This window comes from Brevibacillus sp. NPDC058079 (assembly GCF_042885155.1).
Classification (GTDB): domain Bacteria; phylum Bacillota; class Bacilli; order Brevibacillales; family Brevibacillaceae; genus Brevibacillus.
In genome coordinates, this window is record NZ_JBHVSO010000004.1 from 472,513 (window position 1) to 486,923 (window position 14,411).

The 14,411-nt window shown below is 45.6% G+C and carries 15 protein-coding genes; 5 read left to right on the forward strand and 10 right to left on the reverse strand.

From position 1 onward, the window contains the following. Positions 1 to 210 precede the first annotated feature (210 nt). The 4 genes from ACFVS2_RS15450 to ACFVS2_RS15465 are packed head-to-tail and all read left to right on the forward strand — an operon-like array spanning position 211 to position 3,908. Positions 211 to 522, forward strand: coding sequence for a GerAB/ArcD/ProY family transporter (locus ACFVS2_RS15450; protein ID WP_390235489.1), 312 nt, complete (start codon positions 211 to 213; stop codon positions 520 to 522). Beyond that, complete coding sequence (locus ACFVS2_RS15455) at positions 492 to 1,253, forward strand: GerAB/ArcD/ProY family transporter (protein WP_390235251.1); 762 nt, start codon at positions 492 to 494, stop codon at positions 1,251 to 1,253. The genes ACFVS2_RS15450 and ACFVS2_RS15455 overlap by 31 nt, the downstream gene beginning before the upstream one ends. After that, on the forward strand, positions 1,231 to 2,757 hold the full coding sequence (locus ACFVS2_RS15460; RefSeq protein WP_390235253.1) for a spore germination protein: 1,527 nt from the start codon (positions 1,231 to 1,233) through the stop codon (positions 2,755 to 2,757). Before ACFVS2_RS15455 ends, ACFVS2_RS15460 begins: the two co-directional genes overlap by 23 nt. Positions 2,758 to 2,759: 2 nt before the next feature. Further along, positions 2,760 to 3,908 (forward strand): Ger(x)C family spore germination protein, encoded by a 1,149-nt coding sequence (locus ACFVS2_RS15465; protein ID WP_390235255.1) that lies wholly within the window; start codon positions 2,760 to 2,762, stop codon positions 3,906 to 3,908. A gap of 46 nt (positions 3,909 to 3,954) precedes the next feature. Here the strand turns inward: ACFVS2_RS15465 and ACFVS2_RS15470 are convergent, their stop codons facing one another. The 9 genes from ACFVS2_RS15470 to ACFVS2_RS15510 form a co-directional block, all read right to left on the reverse strand. Next, positions 3,955 to 4,905 (reverse strand): NAD(P)-dependent oxidoreductase, encoded by a 951-nt coding sequence (locus ACFVS2_RS15470; protein ID WP_390235258.1) that lies wholly within the window; start codon positions 4,903 to 4,905, stop codon positions 3,955 to 3,957. Between the two features lie 17 nt (positions 4,906 to 4,922). Beyond that, the gene (locus ACFVS2_RS15475; RefSeq protein WP_390235261.1) at positions 4,923 to 5,834 is read right to left on the reverse strand and encodes a sugar phosphate isomerase/epimerase family protein; all 912 of its coding nucleotides are present in this window, start codon (positions 5,832 to 5,834) and stop codon (positions 4,923 to 4,925) included. A gap of 17 nt (positions 5,835 to 5,851) precedes the next feature. Then, on the reverse strand, positions 5,852 to 6,586 hold the full coding sequence (locus ACFVS2_RS15480) for an HAD hydrolase-like protein (protein ID WP_390235263.1): 735 nt from the start codon (positions 6,584 to 6,586) through the stop codon (positions 5,852 to 5,854). Between the two features lie 34 nt (positions 6,587 to 6,620). After that, a complete protein-coding gene (locus tag ACFVS2_RS15485; protein WP_390235265.1) occupies positions 6,621 to 7,946 on the reverse strand; it encodes an ABC transporter substrate-binding protein in 1,326 nt (441 codons plus the stop codon). Positions 7,947 to 7,978: 32 nt separating this feature from the next. Then, positions 7,979 to 8,800 carry a carbohydrate ABC transporter permease gene (locus ACFVS2_RS15490; protein ID WP_390235268.1) on the reverse strand — a complete coding sequence of 274 codons (822 nt, stop codon included), beginning with the start codon at positions 8,798 to 8,800 and terminating at the stop codon, positions 7,979 to 7,981. 16 nt (positions 8,801 to 8,816) lie between these two features. Then, positions 8,817 to 9,704, reverse strand: a complete 888-nt coding sequence (locus ACFVS2_RS15495) for a carbohydrate ABC transporter permease (protein WP_390235271.1) — start codon at positions 9,702 to 9,704, stop codon at positions 8,817 to 8,819. Then, on the reverse strand, positions 9,705 to 10,859 hold the full coding sequence (locus ACFVS2_RS15500; RefSeq protein WP_390235274.1) for an alkaline phosphatase family protein: 1,155 nt from the start codon (positions 10,857 to 10,859) through the stop codon (positions 9,705 to 9,707). It lies immediately after the preceding gene. Continuing rightward, positions 10,856 to 11,944 carry an ABC transporter ATP-binding protein gene (locus tag ACFVS2_RS15505; RefSeq protein ID WP_390235276.1) on the reverse strand — a complete coding sequence of 363 codons (1,089 nt, stop codon included), beginning with the start codon at positions 11,942 to 11,944 and terminating at the stop codon, positions 10,856 to 10,858. The genes ACFVS2_RS15500 and ACFVS2_RS15505 overlap by 4 nt, the downstream gene beginning before the upstream one ends. Before the next feature lie 293 nt (positions 11,945 to 12,237). Further along, positions 12,238 to 12,825 carry a TetR/AcrR family transcriptional regulator gene (locus ACFVS2_RS15510; RefSeq protein WP_390235278.1) on the reverse strand — a complete coding sequence of 196 codons (588 nt, stop codon included), beginning with the start codon at positions 12,823 to 12,825 and terminating at the stop codon, positions 12,238 to 12,240. Between the two features lie 155 nt (positions 12,826 to 12,980). Here ACFVS2_RS15510 and ACFVS2_RS15515 point away from each other — a divergent pair, with 155 nt between their 5' ends. After that, positions 12,981 to 13,541 carry a YEATS domain-containing protein gene (locus ACFVS2_RS15515; RefSeq protein ID WP_390235280.1) on the forward strand — a complete coding sequence of 187 codons (561 nt, stop codon included), beginning with the start codon at positions 12,981 to 12,983 and terminating at the stop codon, positions 13,539 to 13,541. Between the two features lie 14 nt (positions 13,542 to 13,555). On the opposite strand, the gene ACFVS2_RS15520 is transcribed toward ACFVS2_RS15515, so the two are convergent. Then, positions 13,556 to 14,311, reverse strand: a complete 756-nt coding sequence (locus ACFVS2_RS15520) for a DUF4241 domain-containing protein (RefSeq protein ID WP_390235282.1) — start codon at positions 14,309 to 14,311, stop codon at positions 13,556 to 13,558. Between the last annotated feature and the right edge of the window lie 100 nt (positions 14,312 to 14,411).

The following is a 14,411-nucleotide window of genomic DNA, read 5'->3' on the forward strand; positions in this document are numbered from 1 at the left end:
TTGTCTTTTCATTATTCTGCTTCCTCAGTTATTCGTCACCTTCTTACTTGCTCCTTTCTTACGAACATACGCTCGTCATGTAAACATGGAATAAAGATCCACTTTGAACAGATACTACTATCAACTCAAGTACGTAGAGGTATGCGCATGAAACAAGGTTCTTTGACTTTTTTTCAAGTTGTCTGTATGTTGATGCTCACCATTGGCCTAATGAACCATGTGATTGTCATCCCGATTTTATTAGATGCCGCAAAACGGGATTCATGGATATCAGTTATTTTGGCAGGTGTCCTCTTTCTTTTTTGGACCTGCCTTCTGTATTCGGCAATTGCCAAAACTCGTCAGCAGCATCTTTTTCTTTTGCTGAAAAAAGCGTACCACCCTGTCGTTTCCTATATATTGGCGGGCGTTGCCTGTGTCTATTTATTCATGATGTGTGCAATTACGATGAGAGATACCGTACCTGGATACACGTCGCTTTTTCCCCCAAGATGCCCACTTTTTTCATTGCCCTTTTGCTAGCTGGCATTTGCTTGTGCAATGCATACTTGGGCATACGCTCTATCGCAAACACAGCGGTCCTTTTCCTGCCGCTTGTCATCTTTCTCGGTTTCTTCGTCATGTCTTCCAACTACGCGCATAAAAGCTATATGTTGTTGAAACCATTCCTGGAGTTCGGGATGCTTCCTGTGTGGAAAGGCATGGTCTTTGTCGGAGCTGGTTATATTGAACTGATCATCCTTCTGTTTATGCAACAGCATATTCGCTCCAAGTATTCGTTGCTGCCCCTCTTGATTCTTGCCATCGTGTTAATAGGACTGACCTTTGGACCTGTTACGGGGGCAATTGCCGAATTCGGCACTGGCGAGTCGGAGAAGCTGAGATATCCTGCTTACGAAGAATGGCGCTTGGTTAATATTGGCCGCTACATTGAACATATGGATTTCTTAAGTATTTACCAGTGGTTTTCAGGTGCTTTTATTCGCATGTCTTTGACGATCTTTCTCATCGTAGATATCTTTCGAATGGAAAACAAAGCGAAAAAACTGTTTGTCCTCATCCTGCTTTATTCCCTATTGATTGCCATTGCCGCTCTACCCTTCAGCGATAACGCGTTTCTGGACATGTTAACCGCCCATATCCTTCCAATTATGTTTTATACGATGTTGTTCTACTCGTTCATTATCATCGTGCTCGTACATTGGTCCAGTAGAAGGAGGGGTATGATCTATGAGGAGAGTCCGAGGGAATGATGTTTTCGTCCCTAACGAACATCCACCGTCCATCCCAAACGATCAGCCTTTAACCGAACAATATTTTCGGCAATTGTTTGCCTCTTGTGCAGATGTCATCATAGATTCGGTTCGTTTCCCCTCCGCAGAAGATCAGCAGAATTCCTCTGACGTTACCATCATTTATTCGGAGGGTCTATGCGATATCAAACAGATCAACCAATATGTGATTCCGAAGCTATCCCACATGTATCAAACGACTTCCCCGCTGAGTGCTTCAGGCCTTGAGCAATACAGTGAGTTATTTTTGAAAGTGATTCTCGACGATCGCAATCCGGACCTCATTGTCAAAAAAGTATTCGGAGGGGAACTCCTCCTCTTCTTTTCTTCGTTTAACAAGCTCTATTGGATGGAGCTCTCCAACCCGCCGCAGCGCACTCCGGAAGAGCCGACTACAGAGGTCTCTGTGAAAGGACCGCGAGATGGTTTTACCGAAGAGCCGCACATCAGTATCGGTTTGATCCGGAAAAGATTAAAAACCAATAGGTTAGCTGTAGAAGAGTACAGGCTAGGTGAAGAGACACAAACAAGAGTCAATTTGCTGTTCCTCCAAAATAAGATAAACCCGGAAACATTGGATGAAATCAGAACCAAGCTTGAACAACTGCAAGTAACAGCGATTATCAGCAATACGCAGCTCGAAGATATGCTAACAGGCGCCCGCATACCGTTGTTTCCTCTGTTTGAGTATACAGGCAGGCCTGATTTTGCAGTTAACGCGCTGTTGCATGGGAAATTTCTCATTTTTGTGGAAGGCTCCCCGATCGCCACGATCGCTCCTGTGACCTTGACTTTTTTATTTAATACACCGGAAGATATCTACTCGTATTTTTGGTATAGCGCTTTTACCCGTTTAATGAGATTGTTCGGATTCCTAGTGGCCTTATTTCTTCCTGGATTCTGGATTGCCTTGATCACTTATCATCAGGATCAGCTTCCTTACACACTGGTGGCAACGCTTGTCCTATCCAGACAGGGCGTCCCCATTCCTGTCCCGTTGGAAGCAATCGTCATGCTGTTGTTGTTTGAATTATTTCGTGAAGCCGGTATACGTCTTCCCATGGCTTTTGGCCAAACTTTATCCGTGGTTGGCGGTCTGATCATCGGTCAAGCCGCCATCAGTGCAGGGTTAACAGCTCCCGGGATTCTCGTAATTGTAGCGATGTCCGTTCTCTCCACCTTTTCACTGGTCAATCAAGACCTCGTCGGTACGGTTAGCTTGCTCAGACTCATCATCTTGGTCATTTCTGGTATGGCCGGGCTGTTTGGCTTTTTCATCTCAGTGGGGATGATCGTGCTGTATCTGACCAATCTGCGATCATTTGGGGTTTATTATTTGGAGCCGCTCTCTCCCCCTATTTTTCAGGATTTGTGGAAAGTAATCTTTCGGATCCCATGGGGAAAATGGTACAAGGTCCCTCACATGCTACAGAAAAACAGATCAAGCGAGGAGAATCAACCATAGTTATGCAAAAACTTCGCTGCTTTTTCACGACGATTTTGATCTGTTCCATGTTAAGCGGTTGTTGGGGCGCCAAAGAAATTGAGCATTTGATTTACGTCAATTCCATTGGAGTTGACTATGTGAAAGGGAAATTTGTGTTTTATACGCAAATCATTAGCTTCGGTAATATTGGCAAGCAAGAAGCAGGTGGACAACGACTTCCTCAATCCATTTCCATCGGTAAGGGAGAAGGGAAAACGCTGGATGAAGCGATATTCAATCTGTACCCGACCGCACAACAGCGACTTTCCTGGAGCCATATCAAAGCTATTGTCTTTTCCGAGGCTGCCCTGAAGCAGGATGTCGTCAATCAATTATTGGATGTCGTCGACCGTTACTACGAATTCCGCTATACAATCTGGACATTTGCTACGAAAGAACCCATCGAAGATATTTTTAACGCCAAGCCTATTTTGAATATCTCTGTCCTGTATTCCCAATTGAACGACCCGCAGGATATTTACAGACAAAGCTCAGTCGTCGCTCCTATGTATCTATACAAGTTTATCTGGAAGTGGAAAGAAAGTGGGCAGACCATGCAGTTGCCCGAAATGGGGATCAACAAAGTACAGTGGACTGAAGATAAAAAAAAGCATCCCAAACTGATCATGAGCGGCGTCTGCTTTTTGCAAAACAAGAAGTTGAAACAATGCATGCCACGTGCAGACATCATGGGTCTGCGCTGGTTGGATAAAGATACGAAACGACCAGGAATTACGGTTTATCATGATGGCCACCCCATCGCAACACTTGTGATGGAAAAGATCAAACCGTCCATCACCCCCAAAGTGGAAAATGACAAAGTAACGTTTCAGCTCAAGGTAAGCACGAAGGCAAACATGCCCCAATTGGTAAAAGCCATTCCAGAAAAGAAACTACAAGAATATGCGGAGAAGAGCATTTCTGAGGAGATCATGCACACGTACCTTTTGGGACAAAAATCACAAATCGATGTTCTTCAATTGTCAGATGCTTTATATCGAGAGAATCCCAAGGCATGGCACAAGTTAACGAAAAATGGGGAGCTGTCTCTTCGTCCCGATACGATTTCCCGTCTGGACGTAGAGCTGGAGCTGTTCGGTGGAAATCTGTCCAAGATCCGGGAGCATTAAAACGAACCGAGACCAGTCTCTGATGACTGATCCCGGCTTTTTTTGTTTAGAAAAGCTGATTTAAATGACTATGCGGCGTTTCATTTCGTTGGATTCGCTGTATGTTTTCCACAAAAAATTGGTACCTTTTCTCGTGGAATTTGGTTCCGTCAGGCATGCCTGCTGTATGCGGCGTCAGCACGACATTTTTCAAAGCGCGCAGCTCACTGTCCACGCTGAGAGGCTCCACTGTGAATACATCGAGGCATGCTCCGCCAATCCCATTGTTTTTCAATGCTTCGATTAAGTCCTCTTCACAAATGATCGGCCCTCTCGCTGTATTGACGAGAAGTGCATCGTTTTTCATTTTAGCTAAAAACTGCTTGTCCACTAGATGTCTTGTGGATTCGTTCAGAAAAATGTTCAGGGTGATCACGTCAGATTTGGCAATCAGCGTGTCCAGATCAACCAATTCGGCATCATCGCTCTGCCTGTTTGGATTGGTGTCGTACGCCAGCACCTTCATCCGGAAGGCTTTTGCCAGCTCCGCTACGCGAGAGCCGATGGCGCCAAAGCCGATGGTACCGATGGTTTTTCCTGCGAGCTCGCCACCGACGTAGACGAGCTTGGTCTCATCCTCCCGATTTTTCATCGCTTGATCGAGATAAGAGATGTTTTTGTAATACCCCAGAATGAGCGCCATAATATGCTCAGCTACTGCGTCTGCATTCACGCCAGCCGCGTTGCTCACCCAAATATTTTTCTTCGTGCATGCCTCAATATTCACGTTGTCAAAGCCCGCACCCGTCTGGACAAACTTCAAGTTGTGCGCTTTGTTCAGCAACTCTTCGTTTACTTGGATATGCTCGGGAATCAACACATTTGCTTCGCTGATAAATGACTCGATCTGCTCAGGCTCCACGATTTGGATGCGCCAATCCTGCGGAAACGCTTGTGTCACGCGTTGTTTGGAATAATCGGTAAAGTATCCCGTAATCAATACATTCACTTCTGCCACAGCCCCAGTCTTTTTGTTTATGCATTGGCCCATGCTTCGTAAAAAGCACGTTTTACATTGGCGATTACCAGCATAGGCGATTCATTCTCAAAGCGCCCCACCTCAAAGGTCATGACTGGCTTTCTAGTCGGTTTAGGGCTCTTGAAAAAACCAATGTCAGTGAGCGTCGTGATGAACGTCGTCAGCTCGTTCACCCCAACCTCTGAATCCTCGACGTGAAACGGGAGGTGCTTATCCCCGAAATAGCTGGCTTGCCTGTTTTTCAAGTAACAGTTTCCGAGATGAATGTGTGTCAAATAATCTTTGGCCAGCCACAAGGATTTGTGCGGGTCTTCGCCCATAATCGGCAGATGGCTTTGATCCAGCAAGAGTCCAAAATTGTCGTACTCGCTGCGGATCACGTTTGCTACATGCACCGCCTCATGAGTAGGTCCGAGTAAATAGTTGCGGTCGACATGCCGATCCCCGATCTCCAAGGAAATGCACAGCTCGTACGTATCAGCTTTTTCTTTTGCGTACTTGCACAGCTCCGTAGTTGAAGCAATAGACGCCTGGATGTTTTTCGGCTTGTTTTCCTCACCTTGAAATTTACCCGTTACGATATGCATGATTTTTGCGTTCATTTCATAGCAGTGGTCGATCAGCATCTTGCCTGATTGGATAGACTTGTTGCGAACGACCGGGTCCAAGGAGCTGAGATCAATCTGCAATTCTCGGGCTGCATCTCCACCGTTGAAAATAACCTCGACTCCGCTGTACGCCATATACTTTGCGGCGAGCTGCCTCGTCTCTTTGTCCGCGATATAGGAGACTTCTACCGCTGTGAAGAATGGGTCTTCCAGGATCGCAAGGAGACTCGGAAGCATTTGTTCAGGCCGGCTCTGTGAAAAAGGAAACAGCTTAGGCAAGACTATGCCGATACTCGCCATCTTCTCCACAGGGTAAATCATACGATTTTACCGGACAAAATCAGCTCTGGCAGCTCTTTTACCGTGTCGAGCACATGTGTATGATAGTACTTGCCCCATACCTCGATTGGGGTCGAGCCTTGCATCACGCCGATGACTGCTTTGCAGCCAGCGTTGTAGCCTTCAAGCATATCCGCTGGCGTATCGCCGAGCTTGATGACTTGTCTGACGTTTTGCACGTTCAAATATTCCATTGCCTTGAAGATCATGAACGGAGCCGGGCGTCCTTTGCCTTCTGGTACCATATCCAGGTCTACTGCGTAATCGATCAAGCCGTCCTTCACCCATCCGAGCGACTCCATGATGACGCTGTTGATCTCTTTATGGAACCCTGTCCCAGTCGCTACCTTGATGCCATTCTCCTGGCACCATTTCAGCGTTTCGGTTGCACCCGCGATTTCGCGGCAATTTTCCTGATAAAATGCAATCATGTATTCGGTGTATCGCTCATACAGCTTAACTGCTTCCTCGTGTGTCGAGCTGTCGATATCGATTTCAAAGTTTTTGAAGTCGATCCTATTTCCTTGTGTTCTCGCAATCAAATATTGATAGAGATGAATTTTGTTCGTTCCCATGTGCGTGCTGATTTCATCTGGTGTCACGTTTAATCCGTATTCCACAGCCGCTTTATGCAGACAATCTCTCACTGCGTTATCGTCCTTTACCAACGTTCCTGCCAGATCAAATACAGCCAATGCGATACCGTTTTTCATTTTTCCATCTCTCCTGTTCGCTATGTTTTATGATTTATTGCTTCAGTGCTTTGTCGAGTTCTTTTTGTGCCTTTTCCTTCGCCACTTTGAGCGCTTCTGCGGCAGGAATGTTTTCGATCAGCACCTTGTCCTTCGCCAACTCAATTTCCGCATAAATTTTGCCGCCTGTCGGGTCTACAAAAGGAGCAATTCCGTTCGTTTTTGCTTGTTCCAAAGGTACTGAGAAGTACGGATTTTCTTTCAATTTGTTTTGGTAAATTTCTGTGTTCACGGCGCTGTCCCGAATCGGAATATAGCCTGTCTGTACGGCCCAGTACGCTGTTTTTTCTGCTTCCGAGAAGTACTTCACGAATTCCCACGCGCCCTCTTGCTGTTCTTTCGAGGATGCTTTGAACAGGTTGAACATGACGGAAATCGCGACAGGTCTAGGTGGTTGTCCATTGAAGCCTTTTTGCATGCCAGTTGCTACCTTGTTGAAATCCAGATCGCCCCCGTCACCGGAAGAGCCTGTGTAACCTGCGGATTTTCCGTTCATCACGTTGTCGATGGTTTTGTACCACCATTCCCAGCCATTGCCGCCATAGACGGTATCCATGATTTTGTCCTCATGAATGTACTTGCGAATGCTGTCCCACGCATACACCCATTCCTCCGAGTCGATCGTAACAGTCTTGCCGTCTTCGCTCACGATATCGCCGCCAGCAGAACGAGCATAGTCGATCATATGCTCCGTGTACCACATGATGGACCAGCCGTTGATTCCTTCTTTTTCTTTGATGAGCTTGGCTGCATCCGCCAATTGCTCGAAGCTCGTGAGCGCATTGTAGTCAATCTTGTATTTGTCAAAAATATCTTTGCGGTAGTACATCATTTGTGTACTGACATAAGCAGGAACACCCAGCATCGCATCGTTGTACTTCCCTTGCTCTAGCAGCAGAACATCATCCTTTTTATACTCCGGCTGAATGATTTGCTCATCCAACGGCAGCAATGCTTCGCTTTTCGCCAGCTTCATAAATTCCGGATACGCATTGATCGCCAAGGCTGGTGGCTTGCCTGCTGCCAGCGAGGCCTGGAGCGCCTGCAACGTCTCGCTGTAGTCACCTTGGACAATGGGAACGACTTCGTATTTTTCATTGCTGCTGTTGAAGTCCTGCACGATTTTTTGCATCGTCTCCCCGAGCTTGCCGCCGAGTCCGTAGTAGAACTCCAGCTTGATTTTCTCGTTCGGGCTGGATGGTGCATTTGCGTTGCTGTCAGACGCAGCATTGTTCGAACAACCGACGGCTCCGGTAAAAATAAGCGCAGAACTCAGGATGGAAAGAATGACGCTCTTGGTGTTTCGCTTCCGATTTTTCACAATGACTCCTCCCAGTAAATAGCTGTCTTGGTCTATTTGTTGACATACAGATTAGCCATGGAATGAATAATTCTTTTGCTTGCGATTGCGAGCAGGATCAGCATAGGTGCTAGTGAAATCGCACACGCTGCCATCGCCAGTGGGAAGTCCATCCCGTAGCCCGCCTGACTCATAAACAATCGCCGCAATCCAATCGTGACGAACATGTTTTCCTCGGACTTGATCAAGAGCGAGGGCCACATATAGTTGTTGTAGCTGTAAATAAAAGTGATCAACACCAGCGAAGCAATCGCGTTTTTGCAATACGGGATATACACGGTAAAAATGAGTCGTAGATGCCCCGCCCCATCCAGCTTGGCAGCATGCACCACATCCTTTGGCACCTGCGCAAATGATTGCCTCAGGAAAAAGATGGCGAAGATGCTGATGAGCTCGCTGAGAATGTAACCGATGTGCGTATCTAGCAAATTCGCTTTGGACAGCAAAATAAAGGATGGAATGTACGTTACTGCTGATGGAAGCATGTACATCGCCAAAATAAGCACGAAACAGTACCGAACCCATCTTTTCTGCGCCGTCGCGAAAACATATGCCGCAAAAATCGCGGTGAAAATTTGAAAAACGATGATGATCAGGCTGACAGAAATGCTGTTCCACAAATAAAGCAGCATCTTCGTTTCCGTAAATACGCGGATGTAATTCTCAAACTGAAAGCTGGAAGGCAGCAGGCTCCCGCTGTACACCTCGCTTTTGGGCTTGATCGAAATCAAGAACATCCAGAGAAACGGAAACACCATCAGCACGCTTAACAAAATTAACATTGCATAATTTATGCCTGTTTTTAATTTTGCCAAGGACAAAGCTCCCACCTCATTTGGTAAACAGTAGTTTGGACAAGAAGAAATTCACTGCGCTGATCAAGAGACACATGACCAAAAAAATCATCGCCAACGCTGATGCTGGTCCAGTTTCAAAATATTCAAAAGCGAGCACGTAGAAGTAGTACAAGATGGTCGAAGTCGCTCCTGAAGGTCCGCCCTGCGTCAAAATATAAATCTGATCATAGGCTTTGAGAGAATTCAGTGTAAAAAAGACGAACAGAAAAACAAGAATCGGTGAGATCGCAGGCAAGGTGATTCTGAATAATTTTCGTAATCCTCTCCCTCCATCCAAATCATTCGCTTTCTCTACTTCCGGGTCCAATTTTGCGAGAGCAGAGGAAAGTAGCAAGATCCCCAGCCCCATGTACTGCCAGATGGTGACGATAATGACGACAATCATCGCTGTCGTTTGTCCACCCAGCCACTTCACTGGCTCCATACCGAAACCTTTCAGGACATAATTGACAATCCCCGAATCGGTATCGAATATGCTGACCCATACCATGGACATGACCACAGTCGGCGTGATCCACGATGAAAATGCACTCGCGACAAAGAAATGGCGAAGCTTCTGTATTTTGTTTAACCGGATCGCTACGAATAGCCCGAAAAGAATCGGCGGAACGACTGTAAAAAAGGTAAACACCAAGGTGTTCAGCAGCACCTTCCCAAAGAAAGCGTCGCTCATCAAGTTTTGGTAGTTTTCCAGCCCTACGTAGTCGTAGTCAGGTGAAATATAGTTCCAGTCGGTAAAACTGATTTGGAACGTTTTGATCATGGGGTAGATCCAAAAAATAACTAACGGAATCAGTGTCGGCAAAAGTAACCCCAGCGACCATGCGTTATCCTTGATCGTTTTGCTGATTGGTCTGCCCATTTACTCGTACTCCTTGAAGATATCTTTGATCGGTTGCCCATCACATGGATGAGCGATTCGGAACAACTGCGCCAGTGTGGGGGCAATGTTTTCGATGTTTGCTTCTTCCATCACTTTGCTTTTCGTAAACGCATCCCCTAAGCACAAGAGAAATCCATTCATCTCATCGACATTCGCGGGATGATACCCGTGTAGGCTTTTCATCTCCTTGTATTTCGGCTGTTCGGGAAACGCGATATCTTCGCCGCATACCGTATGCTTCAAATCGAGGATACCGAATGGCCTGCACGCTGAAGGAGTGTCCTCTGCTAGCTCATAGAAGTGATGCACTTCTGGCATCTGTTCAAAAAACGCCATGATTTCTTTGTTTTGCTGATGATCTAACGAGCTATAAAATAACAACGCCCCGCTGCCGTCCCCGACGAATCTGATTTGTTTGTTTCGAAAATGCTGCTTCCACTGGCTTTTAGCCAAAATTTCATTCGGATAAAAAAACGAGTGAATGTCGCTTTGACCATGATCCGAGAAAATGATCAGGTTGAATGGTTTTTGTGTCTTTTTCAACGTTTGCTCGATTTGATCGAGATACGTAAGCAGCTCCTTTAGACACCGCATTGCCTCAGGCGAGTCTTTCCCATATTGGTGAGACAGCGCATCATAACCGATAAACCTTGCCGCGATAAAATCATAGGTTTCCGTTTTGATCGCCCGCATCGTTTCAGTCAGTGCGACATGATCGATTTCCTCTACTGAAACCTTTGACTTCAGCTTTTTTTTGCTGCCCGATTCCGTAATCAAATGATGAATATACGGATTTCCGGACGTCATGGGCCAATGAATGCAACAGCTCGTCCCTGCCTGTCTCGCCAACGAATGAAAAATCGTCTGCTTATGAAGTGCTTCGTTACAAAGAATCTCGTGGTCGCCATACAACGCCACTCTTTCCATCGTTTCCGGGCGAGCTACGATATTATCAAAGACACCATGCTTCCCCGGTTGGCTCCCAGTCATCGCCGCCGCATGTGCGGTAAATGTGACCGAGGGAAACGTCGTGATCAGTTTTTTGCAGAAGGAGTAATCATTTTCTATCCAGTGCTGCGCGTAAGGTTCAAAGCTTTGATAGCTGATGCCGTCTAGCGAGATGAGTACATTCATGGGCGGCACCTCAGATTCTTTTGCGTGAGCTTGTCAAATACATGGACATGGGCGGCATTAATCCCTACGTTCACCTTTTGACCCTTTGCATACGTCTGGGTAAAGCTTTTTTTCACGATGAAATTGCTCTCTTTATACTTCAGATGAACCAACACATCCGTTCCGATAATTTCCGTGAACAGTACCTCCATAGCGAGTGCATCGTCGCTGCTTTCGGTGAGAAAGCAATGCTCTGGTCTGACTCCCGCGACAATCTCAGGAGCTTGTTCCATCACGTCGAGCGAGAGATTGGTTTCCAGCAGCAGCCCGTCTACCTCCACATAGACCCCGCCATCTCGCTGAATCAGACTCGCTTCCATATAATTAATGGGGGGTGAGCTGATGAAATTGGCAACGAACATATCCACTGGGCAATCGATGATTTCCATCGGCGTTCCGATTTGTCGGAACTTGCCTTCCGCCATAATCGCGATTCGATCCCCTAAGGTAACCGCCTCCACCTGATCATGCGTCACGTAAATGAACGTTGAATCCAAGCGCTCGTGTAGCTTTTTGATCTCAATTCTCATTTCATTTCGCAGCTTGGCATCCAGATTGGACAACGGCTCGTCCATCAAAAAGACCTTTGGCTCCTTCACGATGGCCCGCCCGATTGCGACCCGCTGTTTTTGCCCACCAGACAATTGGCTGGGGAACCGTTTCAACAAATGATCAATTTGCAAAATATCCGCTGCTGCCTTGATGCGCTTTTCTCGCTCTGCTTTTTTGATCTTTTTTATTTTCAGGCCGTATGCCATGTTTTCGTATACGGTCATATGCGGATAAAGGGCATAATTTTGAAAAACCATCGCAACTCCCCGATCCTTTGGCTCCACTTCATTGACACAAACATCGCCAATGTACACATCGCCTTGGGTGATCTCTTCAATCCCGGCAATCATTCTGAGCAGTGTAGATTTTCCACATCCGGACGGTCCCAATAACACTAGGAACTCTTTGTCTTTGATTGCCAGACTGATATCGTCCAGGGTGTATTTATCGTTGGTATATTGCTTGGACAATGACTTCAGCATAATACTCGACATGTTGAAAACCCCTTCATCATTCAATCTTTATTGGACAATTGTTATTTTTTCTTATACACACCAACAAACTCATTTTTGTTCAAAAATGTTTGTACATTCATCGTAATCCAGCATTGTTAACTGCGTATCAAAGCCCATTGTGTTCTTTGTAAACCAACGCACACGACGAAAAAAAGCAATCAGATCAACCTTTCCTTGATCCGATTGCTTTTCTTTATGAGAGTATTTGTATGTGTTTCTTATCTTGTATGAAGAATGGAGCATCTTTTTCGTAAAAAAAGTGTAAAAGTCAGTTAAAGAAATAAGGATGCGAGATGGTGCTCCAGCACTTTCCTAATCCATTCCCCATTGACACGTTGTGGCTCGAGATAGGCATGCAGTGCCAGACCATCGATGACGGCATAGAGCTTCTCTGCTTCCATCTCTTTGTCCAGCTCTTTGCGTAATAGATTCAGTTGATCAGCAGAGTCCAACAGCTTGCGGACGGCGGCATAGATCCCGTCGTGCTGTGCATCAAAGCCTTCTTTCTTGTGTCGGAAGTATACGGTAAAAGCAAACCACACTTCCATTTCGACCATCTTTTCTTGATTCGTAGGGAGAAGCTCCAGAAAGATTTTGGTGATTTTCTCTTTTGGCGCCCATTCATCATTAGCGTGGATTTCAGCAATTCGAGCTATTGCCCTCTCTTTTACGAGTTGCATGGCATACATCAGCAGTTCATCCTGTGTTGCGAAGTAATGTCGCAAAGCACCTAATGAAAGTCCTGCTTCTTTTGCTATGCCCCTTACCGTTGCCCCCTCCATTCCTTGCTCGACAATGACACGCCACGTTGCTTCTGCTATTTGTTCTCTTCTTTTCTCGTGATCGATTATTTTTGGCATAGTTGTATTTTAACAAGATTTGCAAGGGACAAGCAACTTTAGTAATACCATTGTATTATTTTAAGTTTGATGATAAGATTCTTTTTGTTAGTACAATTGTATTATAAAAACTTCTCATACAGGAGAAGAAATTTCCGAAAAGGGGACCTATTATAGTGAATTTTGTTGCATGGATGATTGTCGCATGCGAAATCGCATTTTGGGTGGTCATTGTACTTGGCCTTTTCACAAGGTACGTGCTCAAACAAAAAAAGGCCGGGCTTTTTCTTCTCGCCCTGACGCCTGTTGTTGATGTAGTTTTGCTCGTCGTTACGAGCGTGGATTTGTATCGTGGAGCTACCGCTACAATTCCTCATGCGCTGGCTGCCGTTTATATTGGGGTATCGCTTGCGTTTGGGAAAAGCATGATTCAATGGGCGGATGAAAAATTTCAGCAATACGTCACCAAGCAAGGTACGGCGAAGCCCAAGTTATACGGTATGGAGTACGCCAAGCATTACGCCAAAAGCTGGTTTAGACATCTCTACTCCTATGTAATTGGGGCGGCTCTCTTAGCGGGAACCATCTACTTTATCGATGATGCGGAGCGAACTGCTTCTTTATGGCATATTCTCCAGCTATGGACCGTTGTTCTGGGGATTGATCTGTTGATTACAGCCAGCTATTTTCTTTTTCCAAAGAAAGATAGTCGAAACACCGTCTCCAAAAATGATTAGTGAGAGGCTTCCTACTAGCTTTCGTCTTCACTGTCATCCTCCCCAAATGCAAGTTCAATGGGAATAAATTGAATCACCAGCTGGCAAATTTGATCGTTTTCATCCAACCCAAAATAGACAGGATAGGCTCCGTCTCCAAATCCCGTCTGAATCATCGGAATCGATAAATTGGTGCCTGGTATCGTCCAGTTTATATAATCTCCAGCGCTTCTTTGGTATTGTGGATGGTCTTTGTAACTTTGCGCAAAAACACTAGCAAAATATTCATCATAAATATTGCCCTCTGGATTCTCTTTTTTCCAGCTATCATAAAATTCCAGATAAGCATCCCTCGTTTTGACATCTACCACAGTAGCAAGGCCTGCATCCACATTAAACCCAAAATATTCGCCTTCCCCAAGATTTTCGAGATCCTCGTTTCCAATGAGGGCTTCCGTAAATTTTTGGGGAGTTTTATCTGTAAACTCCACCTTAACCGCTGCATACCTGTAGTGGTCTTCTTCAACGGTTACCACACAAACGGTTAAAGAGAAGGTTCCTGTAGGCACTTTTCGAAAATACGGGGCACTATTTTTCTCCAGATACACAAGTGGATCACGAACGATGATGTCTCCAGTGGGAATCGTGATTTCTCCCAAAGAAAGCAAGTTGATTGGTTTCCCACTGATCTCCGTTGATGTGAAATAGGTGTGTAAATCAACATGGGGCTCTAACATCTGTTTTTTTTGTTCATATCGTGCTAACCATTGCTCGTTTGGAATCTTATTCATCTTTATACCCATCCTACTATTGTCAATTTGTAAATCACTCCTAAAATTATACAAAATCACCCGTAGAAACGGTAGAACAACTCGGATGTTTGCATAACGG